Here is a 17,703-nt window from a genome sequence, read left to right as displayed (position 1 = left end):
TTCCTCCCTTTTTATAGTTATATGAATGTTAACAAATTAAAATTAGCTTAATCCGTGTTCTTTGATAGCTGCTTCAATATTGTCAAATACTGGAGCACTCATAGCTGGGATACGGAATAAGATTGGTCCAGCTTCGATAACTGGAATACCTGGGTCAAAACCAAGGTCTGTCGCAGCAATTGGTGTAAAGATGTCATAACCTTTGATAAGGTCTTCATTAACGTCTTTGACCATTACCGCATCACAGTGAACATCAAAACCGCGGTTAGAAAGTTCTTCTTCAAGAGCACTTTTAATTTGGTGGCTTGAGTTAACACCTGCACCGCAGGCAGCAAGAATTTTAATCATATGGATTTCCTCCGATTTAATATTTTTAATAGACAAGATTAAGCGATTGCTTCAGCGATATAAGCATAGAGGGCTTCTGGTTCAGAAATTTTTGATAGGTCTTCAAGATGACCATTTCCAGTAAAGAAGTCCATCAACTGAGCAAGAATGTTTGTTTGACTTGAACTTGAGTTATTAATGATAAAGAAGAGTAAAGATACTTCTACTTCCTTATCTGGTGCAATCATATTGTGGAAAGTCACTGGTTTATCTAATCGAACGACCACAACTTTTTCGGCTAGATTATGAACAATATCTGTGTGAGGAATAGCCACATTTGGCAAATCCTTACCTAAAAATTCCATATCTAAGCCAGTTGGAAATGACTTTTCACGCGTGATCAAGGCTTCACGATAAGTTGGAGTTACGATTTCCCGTTCTTCCAATAAAGTTGCAACCTGATCAAAGAGATGTTCTTGATTATCCGCTTCTAAGCAAAACACAAGGTTTTTGTCAAAGAAATGATCTAATCCCATAAGGTTTTCCCTTCTTTCCATTAACTTTATGCTATAAGTATAACACTATATGAAATCGTTGTCAATATTTTTTTGTTGTTTTTTGTTCATTTTCTGTTTTTTTTATATTTAACAACCATATTTCAAACAGTTATTAAAAATATCAAACTAAAGTGAAATAAAAAACATCCGACTATTTTAGTCAGATGTTGGAATTTTTAATTTTCGTTTTTAAGAATTTCTTCTAATTTATGATAGTCTTGGACACTATCGATCTCATAGATGCTATTACCTTCTAATTCTTCAACATAGACATCTAGCTCTTTGATATTATCCTTAACCATATTGTCCCAATAGAGATCAACAAATTCACCACTTGCATAGGCCTTGTCAATAAAGTTAACAATTTTTTCTGCAGTTGGAGCGTCCCAGAAGGATACACCACTAAGGATGCGACCTGCCTTACTATCCACAATAATGTCTTGAACTTTGTAGTCATCTCCATAGACCAAGAACCATTCGTTGGTACAATCTTCACGATAGACACTAAAATAAGTCGAACGAGTCAAATCATTGCGGAACATATTTTTAAAGAGATAATTATCGGCATCAATAACATAGCTGTTGGCCAATTCTTCTTTTACAAGATAGAGAGAGTAAAAGTTATTGTAGTCAGCGTATTTATCATTGAAAACGAGGCGAACACCGTATTTTTCTTTTAAGTAATCGAATTGTTCTTTAAGGTAACCAACGATGATGATGATGTCATGGATTCCCTTTTCTTTTAGAAACTCAATTTGGTATTCAATTAAAGGTTTTTGATTAACCTGAACCAAGGCTTTAGGGGTATTTTCAGTCATAGGACGCAAGCGAGTTCCCAAGCCCGCTGCTAAGATGATGGCTTTCACACAAATCTCCTTTATTCTTTAATAATAATATAAACTCCAGCAATGACGACAAGTGAAGTAATAATGGTCAGCATATCTAATGGTGCACCCAAGAAAACAACTGCAAACAAGACTGTCCATACTACATAGCTCACGTTCAATCCTGTAGCCTTGGCTGGTTGCAAGCGATTGATAGCGATATAATAAGCCAAGTAGGAAATCATATCAAAGGCAGCAAAGACAATCATAAGACCTAACAATTGTCCATTGCTCACTTCTGCAAATGACTGATGAGAGAAGAGCACAATCACAAGATAGGACAAGAATGAAGTCACTTGACGGATTAAGAGGGCTTCGATTTCACTCAGTTCACTTTCCATGGCAAAAGAGCTAAGAACACTCTCGCTTCCCCATGCAATAGCACAAACCAAAGCACAGAGAATCCCAATGTAGAAGGAATTGACCTGTTCAACCTTATAGGTCTGGGCAATAATTCCTGCAATAATCAAGACAATACCAAATACAGTATTTTTCGAAATCTTGTGCTTCAAAAAAAAGAAAGCCAATAAAACTGAAATCGCAGGATAAATAGCCGATACTGATGAAGCTAAGGAACTTCCGATATACTTAACCGCATAAAGATTGGCCTGCATACCGATAGGGCCTGCTAGCAAGGCTCCGATGATAACACTAACATTGCGAATATTTAAGAAAATTGAGAGACGAACTTTTCCTTCTTTTACTAAAAGAAAAGCTAGTAGTATAAAGATACTCAAGAAATCGTGAGCAGCAGCCACCACAAAGGGGGACAAATCTGTAAAAATCGAAAAGATATAAGCACTAATCGTTAGACCTAAACCCCAGAAAATACCTGAGAGTAGACCAAAAGAAACTCCATTTTTATTTTTCATCTGAACCTCCATAATATGACAAACCTTTAACAGCTCTTTGGTAACGATTCACACCATAGTCACCAAAATCTGCGCCTTGCTCTTCCTTATAGACAGTCCATAGACTCCAAATAGCATCTTGCAAAATTTTATAGATGGCAATCTTTTCACGAGAGACAGGTGTTTGCTCACTCTCATAGTGAGATAAGAAAGCTTCTTCCTCTTGGGGAGTGAATTCGGACTCTAAAAAGAGGGCTGCCAAATCCCACATTGGATCATTCATTGATGAATATTCCCAGTCAATCAGATAAAGTCGTCCTTGAGGTGATTCGATAAAGTTTTCAGGCACCAAATCGATATGACAAGATTTTCTGTCAACACCTAAGTCAGCCAGTCTTTTCTCTAAGGAGAAGACTTCTTCTCGAACAGCTTCATAGTTGGCATAAGGGATTTTCTCTTCAATCAAGGATTCGTATTTTTTGATTTCTTCAAAAGGAGCAAATTCTCCCCTTAATTCCTTACCAGAAGCATGAATGGTTTGTAAAATTGGAGCAATTTTATCAAATTTGGTCTTGATTGACGTTGAATCAAGCGTAATCGCAGATTCGATATACTCATTTACTTTGATACCAGCTTCAATATCAAAAAGATAATTTTTTACATCTAAGTCTAAATCTTTAAGTAGTTCAAGATTGTACTTTTCATCTTGACGATTGATCAGTTTTTCAGTCCCTTTACCAAAGAATTTAACAATGTATTGCTTATTTGTTGTTTTGACCAAATAGTTTTGATTGGTCATTCCCCCCAGTTGTTCAACACTGAGGACTTCCTCTTCTTGACTAAGTAAGGAAGAAATTTTTTCTTTAATGATTTTCTCCACAATTAACCTCCAGGACTTATACTTCCCACTTAAACACTGTTTTAAAGGCTGTGTTTAAATCGGTAGCAAAGACACGGTGAATATCTTTAATTTCTCTTACAGGTTCTTCTAGATAAAGGATATTTTTAAGACGATTGGCAAATTTCTTGACTTCCATCATTTGGATTGCATTTTCAAAATCGATGCGACCAGAACGAGAGGAGCCTACCAAGAGCAAGCCCTTTTCTAAGGCATCACGTGTATTGAGATTGACTTTATACTCACTAACTCCCATCATAAGAATCGTTCCCTGAGGACGAATGTAACGAATCAAGTCATTAATAGCTGGTCCAGTACCATCACCACCACAACACTCAAAAGCATGGTCAAAGGCCAAATCTTCAGGAATGTTATCAGTAATATAGCATTCTTTAGCAAAAGAGAAGAGTTCTAATTTCTCCCAATGACGACCAATAACCACAATCTCTGCTTCTGGCAAAGTATAGTTGATAATATTGGCAACCACAAAAGCTAAACTTCCATCTCCGATAACGGCGATTCGGTTCCGCTTGCTATGAGCAAGGGTCAATAGACGATTCATAGCGTGCATGCCGACACTGACAAACTCTGTAATGGCTGCAACCGTGTCTTCAATAGCATCATAAGCCACCACACGATCTTTAGGGAGAGAAACAAACTCTCTCATAAAGCCATCAAATCCACTAGACAAGAAATGGGTCCCTGTCATGTAGTTCTCATAGAATTCTTCATCACTTTGCATAGGAGGCTGATTCGGAATCATGACAACTTTTTGACCAACCTCATAGGTTCCCGTCGGGTCAGAAATAACGGTTCCACATGACTCGTGAATCATTGCCATTGGAAGCTTTTTATTCAAAATCTTTGGGTCACGTTTTCCTTGATAGTAACGCTGATCCGCATGACAGACAGCCATGTAATTGGGGCGAATGAGAATATGATTCTCTTGATCAATGGCCTCTTCCTGGTATTTAACATTGATAAACTTAGGCTTTGTTAGTTGATAAATTTGATTAATCATTTCACTAGTCTTTCTCAATCATACTTTTTGCAATTTTCAAATCTGTCACTGTTGTGATTTTTAGATTTGAATATTCACCCTTAGCCAAGGCCACATCTTTTCCTTTGATTACAAAGATCTTACATGCATCTGTCAAGATTTCCTTCTCTTCAGTAGAGAGAGAGCCATATAGGTCCATGAAGTCCTTGCAACGGAATGTTTGAGGTGTTTGTCCTTGATAGAGGTGAGCACGATTTGGAATATCTGTAATAAATTGACCATTAGTACTTTCAACGATAGTATCAACCGCTTCTACCACTGTGTCCACTGCATCATGATTTTGAGCAAGTTGGATATTGTCCTGAATCATGCGAAGCGTAATGAACGGACGAACAGAATCGTGGGTAACAACGATGTCCTCTGGTGTAAGCGGACGATAAGCATCGATGGCTTCAATGATTTTCTCAATACTCGTATTACGGTCAGCACCACCTTTTGTAATGATGATACGATCCTTATGAAGAGGTAGATATTTATCTACAAGATCCTCTGCATGGGAAACCCAGTCTCCATGGACGCCAACTACAATTTTTTCAATGCTTGGTTCCAAGACAAATTTTTCAATTGTATGAATCAAAATAGGTCGATCACCTAGCTCTAAAAATTGTTTTGGCAAATTACTAATTCCCATGCGAGTACCAGTTCCACCGGCAAGAATTCCTGCATAAATCATCTATTTTCTCCTTTGTCTTACTAAAAAAACTTATTTTCTCTATTATACCACAATCTAGTCCTATCATGAAAGAAATACCGAACCTCCCTTTCTAGAATAGGAGGATTAAGCAGTTCTATTCTTCAAAGAAACTAGTCCATTTCTAGTAATGACTAGGAATTCTGTAGCAATTACTAATAAATGGCTGTGAAATTTTAGAGTTCTTCAGAATAATATACTTTCCTTAAAGAAAACTTAAAATTATATTTTCTTAATACAAGAAAAAGCTAGGAAATAATAAATTGTCCGATAGAGACACACTTCCTAACTTCTTATTTTTAGTAAAACTCAAAAGTTTTACTCTTCCTTATCTTGATTTTCAGTTCCTTTAACCGCTTTTTTAAATTCAGATAACATTTTACCAATTGATTCGCCTAGTTCAGGCAATCGTTTTGGTCCAAAGATCAATAGAGCTCCTAAAACGATGATAATCAATCCTGGTGCTCCGATATCACGTAAGATTCCCATTTCTCTCTCCTTTCTGCTTGCGTTTCATAATGTATTTGCTGATAGCAATACTCAATTCATAGAGTAAAATCAAGGGGGCAGTCATTGCCAAATCGCTGACAAAGTCAGCTGGTGTTAAGATGACTGCTAGTACCAATAAGATAAAATAAGCATATCGGCGATAAGCAATCAATAATTCTGGACCAATGAGCCCAATCGACGTCAAAAAGGCAATGATAACTGGTAATTCAAAAATCAAAGCCAAGGGCAAGGTCGTTTGAAAAACAAAGGACAGATAATTTTGAGCTGTTAACTGTGTTTCAAATAGTTCTTCACCTAGCCCTAATAAAACCTGAAGTAAGGCTGGTGTTACAAAGTAAAAACCAAAAGCCAGTCCAACTAGAAAACAAAGGAAACTAGCTGGAATATAGGCAAAGACTGCTCTAGCTTCTTCCTTCTTTAAACCAGGTTTGATAAAAGACCAAATATGATACACCGTGTAAGGCAAGGTGATAGTAAAGGCCATCAGACTAGCCAAGCGTATGTATATCCATAAAATATCATTAGGCCCTAAAACAATCAACTTTTGTTGAAAAGATTGGGTCACATACTGGTAAATCTGGTCTGCAAAAAGTAAAGAGACACAGAATACCAAAAAGAAACAAATGACCACAGCCAATAATCTCTTTCTAAATTCTACCAGATGTTCCACGATTGTCAATTCTTTTCTATCCATCTATTTTTCACCCTGTCTGAAAGTGACAATCAAGACAATGACAACAAAGATTAGCTGGCTGGTCAAACCTTCCCAACTTGGGTAAATTCCAAGTAAGTCGATAGTTGGAAAGCCTGTCAGCAAGTGGTTGGGTGCCATATTGGTCAACTGAAGAGCATGGACACTAACTCCTAGCATCTTAAAGGCTAGAGCATAAATCATCCAAGTCAGGATAAAAAAGACCTTATGTGGCAGGAAGAATTGACTAGCCTTGTTCATCACAACAGCAATAATTACCAAAACCAGCAAGGCAAGTGAAATTCCCAAAACAAATTCAAAACTGGAAATTCTTGGTAAAATCCCAACATAAAAGAGAATGGTTTCTGCTCCCTCACGGAAAACAGCTAGAAAACTGAGGGTAAACATGGAAATAAAGGAACCTGTCTTGGTCACTGTTTCCATTTGTAACTCCATAAAAGTATTCCATTTTTTGACTGAGGATTTGCTGTGGAGCCAGATTCCAATCACAATCATCATAGCTACCGCAAAAATCCCAACTGCTCCTTCTATGATTTCACGATTGGAACCTGATGTTACTGATGGAAAGGCAATTTGCAGGATGAAGGCAATAAGGAGACTGGCCATGATTCCTGTGATAGCACCACCATAAACCCACTTGAGCCCTTTTCTCATTTTGGCTGCTTTCAAGGTCGTTACCAAGGCCATAACGATTAAGAGGGCTTCTACACCTTCTCTTAGAAGAATCAGCATGGCATCAAAGGCATTGTATCGTGCACTGGTATCAATTTGTGATAAATCTGCAATCAGTTTTTCTAATTTTTCTTGGTAATCCTTCTCACTTCCCTTGACCATAATCACAGGGCTTTCGCTTTCCACTCGTGTATAGAGAGAAGGATTGGTCGTGCTAACAGAACCCTCAATCGTTGGCCAGATAATAATAAATTCCTTCATACTGACTGCTCCTGAGGCTTGGTCACCAGCTTGGAATTGTTCCAAAGCCTTCTTCAAAATGGCAATGCCATCTTTAAGACTCAAATTACTGGAAGCTTCTGCAATTTCTTTTCCGCTTACAAAATCATCAATAGCCTTTTTTAAGTCCTCGAAGGAATTCTGGATGGAGTTAAAGTCTGTAGGCTCGGTTTCCATACTACTACGTAAGAAGGAAATAGCTGTTTCAACACGTCCATAATGGGCTGTACTATTGTCACGAACCACACTTTCATTGATAGTCCAAGTGGAATTCATTTTCTTAAAAGCCTCTCGAACCTTTTCCAGATCTTTAGAGGTAATGGCTTGTTCCAAGGCTTCAAAACGAGGACTTAGACGGTTGACCAATTTTTTCTTTTCCGCATCTAAGTCAACAGGATTTTGTTCTTTTTCAAAGGCTAATAGGGCTGCAGAAATTTCGGTGAGTTTGTCTTCAGTAATCTCTCCTGATTGTACTAACTTTTCCTTAACGACTTTACCAGCCTCAGAATTACTGTCTTTTACTCTTTCAAAGTCTGATGCCATCTCTGCAACGAGTTTCTGTGCTTCAGACTGATTGCCATTTTTAACCGCTTTGGACGCATCTGTGATTTTCACAAAGTAAGAACTTAGACTCTCTTGGGCACCTACTGGGGAAAGAATTAAAAATAACAAAGCTAAAACCAAGAACCAGCTTCTAGCCTTCCAATAATTTCTGACCAATGTAGCCTCCTTTCTCCACACCACCAAAGCAAGCAAAGAGTCCACTACCGATGTGAGTGATATATTCATTCATCTTATCTGTAGCACCCAGATTGGTTTGAACCTTAACAAAGTTATCAGGGTCCTTCTGGAAAGAAATGAAGAGCAAGCCTGTATCAAACTGGCCAGTTTTTTCATCAATCCCATCTGAGTAAGAATAAGAACGACGCAAAAGGGGCTTGTCCACTTCCTTGGCTAAACGAACATGCGAATCATCTGGCAAAAGACTCAAATCCACTTCATCAAACTCGTTCTTCTTACCAAAGGGGGCACCACTTTCCTTGTAACGACCAAAGGTATTTTCTTGTTCTTCAAGACTAGTGCGGTCCCAGGTCTCTAAAAACATCTGAATCCGACGAACTGCCATATAAGAACCATTTTCCATCCAGTCCTTACTATCAGCCCAGATAACGCGGTCAAAGTCTTGCTCCTTGGTTGGATTTGCTGTTCCATCTTTAAAACCAAAGAGATTACGCGGTGTTTCCATCCGGTCACCAATAGCTGCAAATCCAGACTGACTCCAACGAAGGGTCACTGCATTTCTTCCCTTACGGATGAGATTGCGAATGGCATGAAAGGCAACCTGCTCATCATCTGCACAAGCCTGAATCACAATATCCCCACCAGTATATTTTTCACGCAATTGCTCTTTAGGAAAAGGCGGTAAATCCCTGAACACTTGAGGACGCTTGTTCTCCAAGTTCATCTTTTTCAAGAAACTGGCAGACACACCAAAAGTCAGCGTCAGACGATGAGGGTTAAGCCCGACTGTTTCACCAGTATCGCTTGGAGGCAAGAGAGCATTCTGGCCATCTTTTTTGACCAGTTCCCCTTCAACCAACTTGGCACTATAATCCGTCCAATCCTTGAATAGTTGGATAATCTTATCTCTATCCGTCGTATGTAGGTCCAAGACAACAAAATAGATATTCTTTTGCATGGGCGTACTAATCCCAGCTTGATGCTTGCCATAAAAAGCAATTTTTTCATTTCCGTACGAGATTTTTTCCTGACTTCCTAGCTTAGGTGCGAAAAAAGCAGAAGCACCAGAGAGTCCTAGCGCTAAACCAGCCCCTCCAATCCCTGCTTTTTTTAGAAATTCTCGACGGTCCATTTTCTTCTCAAAAAACTTTTCGTCTTTTTCAGTCATGACTCTTACTCTCCACTAAGAAATTTACCCATTTGTGACAGAGGTTCACCAAGTTTTGTCACAGCTTCTGACAATTCTTTGGTATCTTCTTTTGTCAAATCTGTATAAAGTTTGTAGTGTTCCTTGTCGGTCATGTGTTTGTCCAACAAGCTATTAACAGATTTGAAATCTGCTTCCAATTCTTTAACTAGGTTAGCGTCTGATTTTTCAAGCAAAGGTTTAAAGAGTTGGAAAATCTTCTCAGCACCCTCAATATTGGCACGGAAATCATACAAGTCTGTGTGAGAATAAATTTCCTCTTCACCTGTAATCTTGCTTGTTGCTACTTCGTTAAGCAAGTCAACTGCTCCAGTCAACATGACCTTGTAGTCCACATCCACAGTTGCAATCTTGGCTTTCAATTCCTTGATATCATTTACCAACTGATCGCCGTAGCTTTCAGTTCCTTTAGTGGTATTATCTTCCCAAAGGATACGTTCGATACGGTGGAAACCTGACCAACCTTCCTCTGTCTTGTTTTCGTCCATGTAGTCTGCCAAGCGGAAGTCAATCTTGACATCTGACTCACCAAAACTTTCAGCGATTGGTTCTGAACGCTCATAAGACATGCGAATCAGTGGATAAACCTTCTTAGCTTCTTCTAACTTACCTTCTTTCAATAGTTTGACAAAACCTTCTGTATCTGTCAACAGTTTATCAATTTGCTCTTGCACAAAAGTTTTATAGTCAGCAGTGGCCTTATCAAGCATTTTCTGCTTGTCTTCAGACAAGGCTGTCACCTTAGATGAATCACTTGTATTGCTTGGCTTAGATTGATTATTAGCACAAGCTGTCAATAGCAAGGCTGAAGATAAAAGGACAAAACCTATTTTTTTCATTGTTTACTCCTATTTGTTCAGGAAGCCTGAATTAATTTTACGTTTCATTATAGCATGTTTTCACTCATTTTTCAATAAATTGTCAGAAAATTTAATGTCGAGTAATTTATACTAATAATAGACTTTTAACGTTAAAATTGATAAAATAAAAAAGAAAATAATTGTAAAAGGAAACTATAAATCACCATGATGAACATGCAAAACATGATGCGCCAAGCACAAAAACTTCAAAAACAGATGGAACAAAGCCAAGCTGAACTTGCTGCTATGCAATTTGTTGGCAAATCTGCTCAAGACCTTGTCCAAGCGACCTTGACTGGAGATAAGAAAGTTATCAGCATTGACTTTAATCCAGCTGTCGTTGACCCTGAAGATCTTGAAACTCTTTCTGATATGACTGTTCAAGCCATCAACTCTGCTCTTGAACAAATCGATGAAACTACCAAGAAAAAATTAGGTGCTTTCGCTGGAAAATTGCCATTCTAAGCATAAGAAAAAACGCTCTATAATATCTGTAGGAAAGTCCCGCTACAGATATTATGGAGCCTATTTTCTTGTCTTCAAAAATTCTAAAAACATCAATGCAATGCCTTTATTTAATATGAAAAGATCTACTGGATTCTTTAGAAATGAACTTCCATTAGATCTTTCACTTTCTTTTAATAAGTTCCTTCTTCACCTTGACTAGTCAAGATAACTGGTCCATCTTTAGTAATCACGAATTGGTGTTCATATTGACAAGATAAACCACCGTCAATGGTCTTATGCGCCCAACCTGTCTTCATATCTGTATCAATTTCCCAGTCACCTGTATTGATCATTGGTTCAATAGTCAATACCATTCCTTCACGGAGACGAAGCCCACGACCTGCAATACCATAGTTAGGAACCATTGGTTCTTCGTGCATGGTTGGACCAACACCATGACCAACCAAATCACGTACTACACCGTAACCACGACTTTCAGCGTATTCTTGAATAGCTGCACCAATATCACCGATACGATTTCCAACAACAGCTTGCTCGATTCCCTTGTACATAGCTTCTTTGGTTACATCCATCAAATTTTTCACTTCTTCGGACGGTGTACCAACAGCATAAGCCCAACATGAGTCTGCCAGACCACCAGAATAGCTCTGAGTGTATTTTTTCATTTGCTCCACATTGTTGAAGTTTAGTTTTGAGACATTCAGGTCAGATTTGGCTATAGGACCTCCCAAAACCATATCAACTTTCAGTAAATCACCATCTTTCAAGATATAGTGACGAGGAAAAGCGTGAGCTACTTCATCGTTAAGAGAGCAACAGGTAGCATAAGGATAGTCCATCATAGCACCGTCAACTCCAATCTGAAGCGGAAGGAAATTTTCTTCCTTACAACGACGGCGGACATACTCTTCAACTTCCCACATATCTACGCCAGGCTTAATCAAATCACGTAAGCCGATATGAATACTTGCTAGAAAATCACCAGCCTTATCCATAGCTTCGATTTCACGAGCTGATTTTAATGTTATCATTTTTTCTCCTAGTTTCTAATTAATTTTAACAGTCACATTTGCTTTTGAAACAATCTGGTGACCGTGATAAATATCGTAGTCAATAATAGCTGACCGTCTCGTATGATGGATAATTCGTGCTTGAATGCGCAGTATATCATCTATCTGAACAGCCTGTAAAAAGTAAATCAGCATCTGCTCAATAATGAGATTTCGGCCACTATTAACAACTAAATCTTGGGTCATGTGGGTCAAAATTTCTGCCAATACACCATTAGCCAAAACACCGTTCTTCTCAAGCATAAAGGGTTCCACTGTAATGACTACTTCATCATGATGATAAGAAAGTTTTTGTCCAATCTGCTCAGAAAAAGTAGGTAGAGCAGAAACTTGGGAACGACTCATCTTCTCCATGACATCTCGTCTAGTTACAACGCCAAGCAAGGTTTGATTATTTCGAATAACTGGTACCATTTCAAAGTCTTCGGCAATCATCCGTTGACTCACATTGGCAATGTTTGTCGATAATCCAACTAAAAATAGACTACGGGACATGACCTTATCAATTGTGGTACTTGGTGACTTATCACCAGCGTCTCTCATGGTTACAACGCCAACAACAACCTGATGTTGATTAATAACAGGGAAACGACTGCTACGATTCTTACGTACCAAGTCCAAATAATCTTTAACAGTGTCGGTCTCTCTCAGAAAACCATATTCATGACTCGGACGGTACAGTTTCTCAACTGTCAAAATATCTGTTTTAATTTGAACATTTGACAGAGCTTTGTTGATCATGGTCGCGACGGTGAATGTGTCATGCTTACTTCTCAGAACTGGAATTCCTTTTTGATTGGCCAGTTTAAGCACATCATCATGAACCTGAAATCCCCCTGTAACCAGAACTGCATTTTCATTTTCCAGGGCTAACATTTGGATACGGGTACGGTCTCCGACAATCAAGAGTCCCCCATCATGAAGGTAGGACAGGATATTTTGTTCAGTCATGGCACCGATTGAGAACTTGCTAAATTCTCTCTCTAAACCTTCTTGACCAGCCAGAACCTCAGAAGAAGTCACTTCAGCAATTTCAGCAAAAGTTAATCTCTCTATAGCAACTTTCTGAGATTTAACACGGATAGTACCACTTCTTGGGCGAGTCTCTACAATTCCACGGTTTTCAGCTTCCTTGATAGCTCGATAAGCCGTTCCATCACTGACTCCTAGATGGTTGGAAATGCTTCGAACACTGACTCTTTTACCAACGGGTAATTCTTCCAAATAACTTAGAATTTCTTGGTGTTTACTCATTAATTTCTCCCTTTACAAAGCGAAACTCAAGATAATCACGCATTTTCTTTGTATAGCGATCACTTCCTTTAAACTGACGAATCAATCGAAATCCAGACTTAAGAGCAACCCGTTGGCTAGCTTCATTTTCAAGGTGGGTAATGATGGATAATTGTTTTAAGCCAAACTCCTCAAAAGAAAGCTGACAAATTTTTCTAACAACCTCTGTCATAAATCCTTGCGACCAAAAATCTGTTCTCAAAAAATAACCAAGTTCTGCTTCTTTTTTAATTTCATCTAGCTTTTCAAACTTAATTGAACCAATCATTTTTTCAGTTTTCTTGTCACAAATAGCCCATACACCTAAAGGAGACTTCATAAAATAATTGGCCAGTGCATATTGACTCTCTTCCAAACTAGCTTGACTTGGAAAAATGAATTGTAAATTTTCTGGATTTGAAGCTATATCATGGAAGTCCTTACTATCACTAAAAAAGAAAGGACGCAAATACAAGCGATCCGTTTCAAAAAAAGAAAACATTGCTAATTTGGTCCAAATATTCATAAACACCTCTACGGTTTATTCTTCAACAAGTGTAATATCCGCTCCTAGATTACGTAATTTTTCAATAATATCTGAGTAACCACGTAAGATGAACTCAATATTTGTAATTTCAGTTTTACCTTCAGCCATCAAACCAGCAATGACAAGTGCGGCCCCAGCCCTAAGGTCAGTAGCTTTTACATTTGCTCCACGTAAACTACGTCCACCGGTATATAAAATATGGTCGTTTGTAGTCGTAATATCCGCGTCCATCTTTGCTAGTTCAAAAACATGGTTTACACGTTTTTCATAAATGGTATCAATAATAGTACCACGCCCTTCCGCTGTTAACAAGAGAGGAGTAATTGGTTGTTGCAAGTCAGTAGCAAAACCAGGATAAGGAGCTGTCTTAATATTGATTGCTTTCAAATTAGACTGTTCCTCGACAAAAATGCTGTCTTCAGATACAGTCATTCGAACTCCCATTTCTTCCAACTTCGCAATGAAACCTTCTAAGTGCTCGTATAGTACATTATTAATACGAATTCCCTTACCAACTGCAGCAGCTAAAGAAATATACGTTCCAGCTTCAATACGATCTGGAATCACCTGATGACGCGTTCCGTGTAGTCTTTCAACACCATCAATAATGATAATATTGGTTCCTGCACCACGGATATGAGCTCCCATATTATTCAAGAGAGTAGCTACATCAATAATCTCAGGCTCACGAGCTGCATTTTCAATAATCGTACGGCCACTTGCTTTAACCGCAGCAATCATTGTATTAATCGTCGCACCTACACTAACTGTGTCCATGTAAATACTTGCACCATGGAGTCCTGAATCTTTAGCAGATAACTTCATGTTATCTCCCTCGTAGCTAACAGTGGCACCCATAGCTTCAAAAGCCTTAAGATGTAGGTCAATCGGACGAGGGCCCAGATCACATCCTCCAGGTAGGCCAACTGTAGCTTCACCAAAGCGACCTAAAAGACTTCCATAAAAATAATAAGATGCACGAAGACTGTTGATTTTTCCATAAGGCATTGGAGTATTTTGAACACCTCTTGGGTCAATCTCCAATACATCATCATAACGCTTAACAGTAGCTCCCATCAATTCCATGATTTCGACAAGACTAGCAACATCAGAAATATCAGGTACACAATCTAAAGTCACAACATCATCTGCCAAAATAATAGCTGGAATTAAAGCTACAACACTATTTTTTGCACCACTAATGGTAATCTCACCTTGCAGGGGCAAGCCACCATTGATAACAATTTTTCTCATTTTAAATTTTTAATACTCTTTCAAAATTTCTAAAAAGGTCCTACGTTAAAGTATACCATAAATTCAGCCTTTTTTCCATCATTTTCAATTATATTAGCTGAATCGTATTTGTATTAACCGACCTTTTTGAAAAAGTTTTGCCCCCTAGACAAAAAAAGAGCCCATCATACAGGCTAGAAAGCTTGATATGATAGGCTTTTTTCATTTTGATTAGCGTACTGTACGGATACGCATTGTGTTTGTACGAACAGCTTCTCCAACTGGTACACCAGCTACGATAACGATATCATCACCAGATTCTACAAGACCAGCTTCAACTGCTTTACGTTCAGCAATTTCGAACATATCATCAGTTGATGATGGAGCATCTGTCAACATTGGGATAACACCCCAGTTCAACATCAATCCACGTTCTGTCAATTCGTCGAATGTCAATGCCAAAATATCAGCATTTGGACGGTATTTAGAGATCAAACGTGCAGTGTGACCTGTCTTAGTAAGAGTTACAACCAATTTGATATCCATTGAGTTAGTAGCATCTTTAACAGCTGAAGCCATTACTTCTGTCTTAGAGTTACGTTCAAATGAATCTGAGTTCAAACGACCGTATTCGTTAAGAAGAGTTTGAGCGTTCTTGTCGATTGTAGCCATTGTAGTTACTGACTCAAGTGGGTATTTACCATTTGCAGACTCACCTGAAAGCATTGTAGCATCAGTACCGTCGATAACAGCGTTGAATACGTCTGATACTTCTGAACGAGTTGCACGTGGTTTTTCAGTCATTGTTTCAAGCATGTTTGTTGCTGTGATAACAACTTTACCTGCAGCATTGACTTTCTTGATAATCATTTTTTGGTAAACTGGAACCATCTCGAATGGTACTTCGATACCCATGTCACCACGAGCAATCATGATACCATCAGCAGCTTCGATGATTTCATCCAAGTTATCGATACCTTGTTGGTTTTCGATTTTAGCGAACAATTGAACGTGTCCGTTTCCAGTTTCTTTACAGATTGCACGAACTTCGTTCACGTCTTTTGCAGTACGTACGAATGAAATCGCGATGAAGTTGATACCTTGTTCAAGACCAAAGCGGATATCGTCGTTATCACGTTCAGCAAGAGCTGGGAAAGGAATTTTAGTGTTAGGGATATTAACACCTTTTTGTTTAGCAATTACGCCATCGTTTTCAACTTCAACTTCGAATTCACGAGTTGCGTCATCTTTAGCAACCACACGAAGACCAAGTTTACCATCGTCAACCAAAACTTGACGACCAACTTCAACATCATCATAGATATCAAGAGCGCCAGCAACGTTCAATGCAATCACATCACGAGTTGATTTGATTCCTTGTTTAGTTGCAACACGGATTTTTTCACCAGTTGTGTAAGAGTACTCTTTTGCATCTCCTTCAAACAATTCAGTACGGATTTCTGGTCCTTTTGTATCAAGAAGGAAACCAACTTTTTTACCTGCAAGTTTTTCAGCAAGTTTAACAGTTGCCATACGGTCACCTTGTTCTTGGTGGTCACCGTGTGAGAAGTTGAAACGGAATGTGTTAGCACCAGCTTCAATCAATTTAGCAATATTTTTAGCTGAAGCTTCAACATCAAGTTTTTCACCCCAGTAACCGTCATCACCAAATTTTTTACCACCACGGATTTCTACCGCAGGTCCCAAAGTTGCAACGATTTTTACACGTTTGTTCATGATTTTTGTGACTCCTTTATATATATGACCTTTTTGGTCTTATTAACTAAATTATAAATTATGACAAGCTCTTATTCAAGCTAGATAGCTCAAGGTCAGCCTTGTGTGGGTTGTTAACCACAATCTTACCATCTGCAGTAAGGCTAAACAATGCTCCTTCTTCTGCAGTTCCAAGAATAGGGTTTTCAACCATTTTCTCGTTACGGATACCAACCGCAACACCACCGATACCTTCTTTAAGAAGTTTAACAGCATGTGCACCCATACGTGATGCCAAAACACGGTCACGCGCAGTTGGAGAACCACCACGTTGAATATGTCCAAGTTCTGTCACACGAAGGTCGCTTGTATCCCCAGCTTCTTTTAGTTTTTGACCAAATTCAGCTGCTGACATCACACCTTCTGCCAAAACGATGATATTGTGTTTTTTACCACACTCATAACCACATTTAATGCTTTCTACGATATCTTCAATCTTGAAGCCTTCTTCAGGAATGATGATTTCATCAGCACCAGTTGCGATACCAGCCCAAAGAGCGATATCACCTGCGTTACGTCCCATAACTTCGATAACAAATGTACGACGGTGACTTGATGATGTATCACGAATCTTATCGATAGCGTCCATAGCAGTAGTAACCGCTGTGTCGAAACCGATTGTGAAGTCAGTACCCACGATATCGTTGTCGATTGTACCCGGAAGACCGATAGCTGGGAAGCCATGTTCAGTCAAACGCATAGCACCGTGGTAAGATCCGTCACCACCGATAACAACTACACCTTCAATTCCGTGTTTTTTCAATTGCTCAATCCCTTTAAGTTGCCCTTCAAGTTGAGCGAACTCTGGGTAACGAGCAGAGTGAAGGAAAGTACCACCACGAGAAATGATGTCCCCTACTGAAGCTGCATCTAGGGGATGAATTTCACCGGCAACCATACCAGCATATCCATCATAGATACCAAACACTTCCATTCCTTCTGAAATTGCTTGACGAACTACTGCACGGATGGCAGCGTTCATACCAGGGGCGTCTCCACCACTAGTCAAAACAGCAATACGTTTCATATTGGTTATGCTCCTTTTTCTTTTAACATTCTTACTGATTATATCACATTTAATTGGAAAA

The 17,703-nt window shown here is 38.8% G+C and carries 19 protein-coding genes; 1 reads left to right on the top strand and 18 read right to left on the bottom strand.

All coding sequences use genetic code 11. The features are described 5' to 3' along the window. Nucleotides 1-42: 42 nt before the first annotated feature. From B7697_RS08755 to efeO, 12 genes are all read right to left on the bottom strand, one after another. The gene (locus B7697_RS08755) at nt 43-348 is read right to left on the bottom strand and encodes a PTS sugar transporter subunit IIB (RefSeq protein WP_000590547.1); all 306 of its coding nucleotides are present in this window, start codon (nt 346-348) and stop codon (nt 43-45) included. Nucleotides 349-386: 38 nt separating this feature from the next. Beyond that, the gene (locus B7697_RS08750) at nt 387-863 is read right to left on the bottom strand and encodes a PTS sugar transporter subunit IIA (RefSeq protein ID WP_000521972.1); all 477 of its coding nucleotides are present in this window, start codon (nt 861-863) and stop codon (nt 387-389) included. 197 nt (nt 864-1,060) lie between these two features. After that, nucleotides 1,061-1,750, bottom strand: coding sequence for a sugar phosphate nucleotidyltransferase (locus B7697_RS08745; RefSeq protein ID WP_084951433.1), 690 nt, complete (start codon nt 1,748-1,750; stop codon nt 1,061-1,063). Between the two features lie 11 nt (nt 1,751-1,761). Next, the gene (locus tag B7697_RS08740) at nt 1,762-2,640 is read right to left on the bottom strand and encodes a DMT family transporter (protein ID WP_084951431.1); all 879 of its coding nucleotides are present in this window, start codon (nt 2,638-2,640) and stop codon (nt 1,762-1,764) included. Next, a complete protein-coding gene (gene licA / locus B7697_RS08735) occupies nt 2,630-3,499 on the bottom strand; it encodes a choline kinase LicA (protein ID WP_084951428.1) in 870 nt (289 codons plus the stop codon). Before licA ends, B7697_RS08740 begins: the two co-directional genes overlap by 11 nt. Before the next feature lie 16 nt (nt 3,500-3,515). After that, nucleotides 3,516-4,538, bottom strand: a complete 1,023-nt coding sequence (locus tag B7697_RS08730; RefSeq protein WP_049539817.1) for a ribitol-5-phosphate dehydrogenase — start codon at nt 4,536-4,538, stop codon at nt 3,516-3,518. A gap of 4 nt (nt 4,539-4,542) precedes the next feature. Next, the gene (locus tag B7697_RS08725) at nt 4,543-5,250 is read right to left on the bottom strand and encodes an IspD/TarI family cytidylyltransferase (RefSeq protein ID WP_084951425.1); all 708 of its coding nucleotides are present in this window, start codon (nt 5,248-5,250) and stop codon (nt 4,543-4,545) included. 336 nt (nt 5,251-5,586) lie between these two features. After that, nucleotides 5,587-5,757 carry a twin-arginine translocase TatA/TatE family subunit gene (gene tatA / locus B7697_RS08720; protein ID WP_000512113.1) on the bottom strand — a complete coding sequence of 57 codons (171 nt, stop codon included), beginning with the start codon at nt 5,755-5,757 and terminating at the stop codon, nt 5,587-5,589. Further along, nucleotides 5,741-6,472: a twin-arginine translocase subunit TatC gene (gene tatC, locus B7697_RS08715; RefSeq protein WP_084951423.1), complete on the bottom strand. Its 732-nt coding sequence runs from the start codon at nt 6,470-6,472 to the stop codon at nt 5,741-5,743. Before tatC ends, tatA begins: the two co-directional genes overlap by 17 nt. After that, nucleotides 6,473-8,161: an FTR1 family protein gene (locus tag B7697_RS08710; protein WP_084951421.1), complete on the bottom strand. Its 1,689-nt coding sequence runs from the start codon at nt 8,159-8,161 to the stop codon at nt 6,473-6,475. Next, entirely contained in the window at nt 8,136-9,350 is a 1,215-nt protein-coding gene (gene efeB / locus B7697_RS08705) for an iron uptake transporter deferrochelatase/peroxidase subunit (RefSeq protein WP_000136411.1), read from the bottom strand. Before efeB ends, B7697_RS08710 begins: the two co-directional genes overlap by 26 nt. Nucleotides 9,351-9,355: 5 nt before the next feature. Further along, complete coding sequence (gene efeO, locus B7697_RS08700; protein ID WP_084951419.1) at nt 9,356-10,228, bottom strand: iron uptake system protein EfeO; 873 nt, start codon at nt 10,226-10,228, stop codon at nt 9,356-9,358. 186 nt (nt 10,229-10,414) lie between these two features. On the opposite strand from efeO, the gene B7697_RS08695 reads away from it, so the two are divergent. Next, a complete protein-coding gene (locus B7697_RS08695; protein ID WP_042900806.1) occupies nt 10,415-10,714 on the top strand; it encodes a YbaB/EbfC family nucleoid-associated protein in 300 nt (99 codons plus the stop codon). Between the two features lie 173 nt (nt 10,715-10,887). Here the strand turns inward: B7697_RS08695 and B7697_RS08690 are convergent, their stop codons facing one another. The 6 genes from B7697_RS08690 to pfkA all read right to left on the bottom strand — a co-directional run bounded on the left by B7697_RS08690 (nt 10,888) and on the right by pfkA (nt 17,642). Further along, nucleotides 10,888-11,748, bottom strand: a complete 861-nt coding sequence (locus B7697_RS08690) for a methionyl aminopeptidase (protein WP_000631543.1) — start codon at nt 11,746-11,748, stop codon at nt 10,888-10,890. 15 nt (nt 11,749-11,763) lie between these two features. Beyond that, complete coding sequence (gene spxR, locus B7697_RS08685; protein WP_084951417.1) at nt 11,764-13,041, bottom strand: CBS-HotDog domain-containing transcription factor SpxR; 1,278 nt, start codon at nt 13,039-13,041, stop codon at nt 11,764-11,766. Next, nucleotides 13,034-13,585 carry a GNAT family N-acetyltransferase gene (locus B7697_RS08680; protein ID WP_084951414.1) on the bottom strand — a complete coding sequence of 184 codons (552 nt, stop codon included), beginning with the start codon at nt 13,583-13,585 and terminating at the stop codon, nt 13,034-13,036. The genes spxR and B7697_RS08680 overlap by 8 nt, the downstream gene beginning before the upstream one ends. 15 nt (nt 13,586-13,600) lie before the next feature. After that, nucleotides 13,601-14,860: a UDP-N-acetylglucosamine 1-carboxyvinyltransferase gene (locus B7697_RS08675; RefSeq protein WP_084951412.1), complete on the bottom strand. Its 1,260-nt coding sequence runs from the start codon at nt 14,858-14,860 to the stop codon at nt 13,601-13,603. A gap of 210 nt (nt 14,861-15,070) precedes the next feature. Then, nucleotides 15,071-16,576 carry a pyruvate kinase gene (pyk, locus tag B7697_RS08670; RefSeq protein WP_084951409.1) on the bottom strand — a complete coding sequence of 502 codons (1,506 nt, stop codon included), beginning with the start codon at nt 16,574-16,576 and terminating at the stop codon, nt 15,071-15,073. 58 nt (nt 16,577-16,634) lie between these two features. Further along, a complete protein-coding gene (pfkA, locus tag B7697_RS08665; RefSeq protein ID WP_000820863.1) occupies nt 16,635-17,642 on the bottom strand; it encodes a 6-phosphofructokinase in 1,008 nt (335 codons plus the stop codon). Nucleotides 17,643-17,703 lie beyond the last annotated feature (61 nt).

Origin of the sequence: Streptococcus mitis, assembly GCF_002096895.1 — a bacterium.
Classification (GTDB): domain Bacteria; phylum Bacillota; class Bacilli; order Lactobacillales; family Streptococcaceae; genus Streptococcus; species Streptococcus mitis_AH.
Note: the sequence above shows the minus strand (reverse complement) of the source record. Positions and strands in the feature narration are given on the sequence as shown.

Coding starts and splice junctions, on each gene's coding strand:
- B7697_RS08755 (WP_000590547.1), bottom strand. CDS start 348: ATGATTAAAATTCTTGCTGCCTGCGGTGCAGGTGTTAACTCAAGCCAC.
- B7697_RS08750 (WP_000521972.1), bottom strand. CDS start 863: ATGGGATTAGATCATTTCTTTGACAAAAACCTTGTGTTTTGCTTAGAA.
- B7697_RS08740 (WP_084951431.1), bottom strand. CDS start 2,640: ATGAAAAATAAAAATGGAGTTTCTTTTGGTCTACTCTCAGGTATTTTC.
- B7697_RS08730 (WP_049539817.1), bottom strand. CDS start 4,538: ATGATTAATCAAATTTATCAACTAACAAAGCCTAAGTTTATCAATGTT.
- B7697_RS08725 (WP_084951425.1), bottom strand. CDS start 5,250: ATGATTTATGCAGGAATTCTTGCCGGTGGAACTGGTACTCGCATGGGA.
- tatA (WP_000512113.1), bottom strand. CDS start 5,757: ATGGGAATCTTACGTGATATCGGAGCACCAGGATTGATTATCATCGTT.
- tatC (WP_084951423.1), bottom strand. CDS start 6,472: ATGGATAGAAAAGAATTGACAATCGTGGAACATCTGGTAGAATTTAGA.
- efeB (WP_000136411.1), bottom strand. CDS start 9,350: ATGACTGAAAAAGACGAAAAGTTTTTTGAGAAGAAAATGGACCGTCGA.
- efeO (WP_084951419.1), bottom strand. CDS start 10,228: ATGAAAAAAATAGGTTTTGTCCTTTTATCTTCAGCCTTGCTATTGACA.
- B7697_RS08695 (WP_042900806.1), top strand. CDS start 10,415: ATGATGAACATGCAAAACATGATGCGCCAAGCACAAAAACTTCAAAAA.
- B7697_RS08690 (WP_000631543.1), bottom strand. CDS start 11,748: ATGATAACATTAAAATCAGCTCGTGAAATCGAAGCTATGGATAAGGCT.
- spxR (WP_084951417.1), bottom strand. CDS start 13,041: ATGAGTAAACACCAAGAAATTCTAAGTTATTTGGAAGAATTACCCGTT.
- B7697_RS08680 (WP_084951414.1), bottom strand. CDS start 13,585: ATGAATATTTGGACCAAATTAGCAATGTTTTCTTTTTTTGAAACGGAT.
- B7697_RS08675 (WP_084951412.1), bottom strand. CDS start 14,860: ATGAGAAAAATTGTTATCAATGGTGGCTTGCCCCTGCAAGGTGAGATT.
- pyk (WP_084951409.1), bottom strand. CDS start 16,576: ATGAACAAACGTGTAAAAATCGTTGCAACTTTGGGACCTGCGGTAGAA.
- pfkA (WP_000820863.1), bottom strand. CDS start 17,642: ATGAAACGTATTGCTGTTTTGACTAGTGGTGGAGACGCCCCTGGTATG.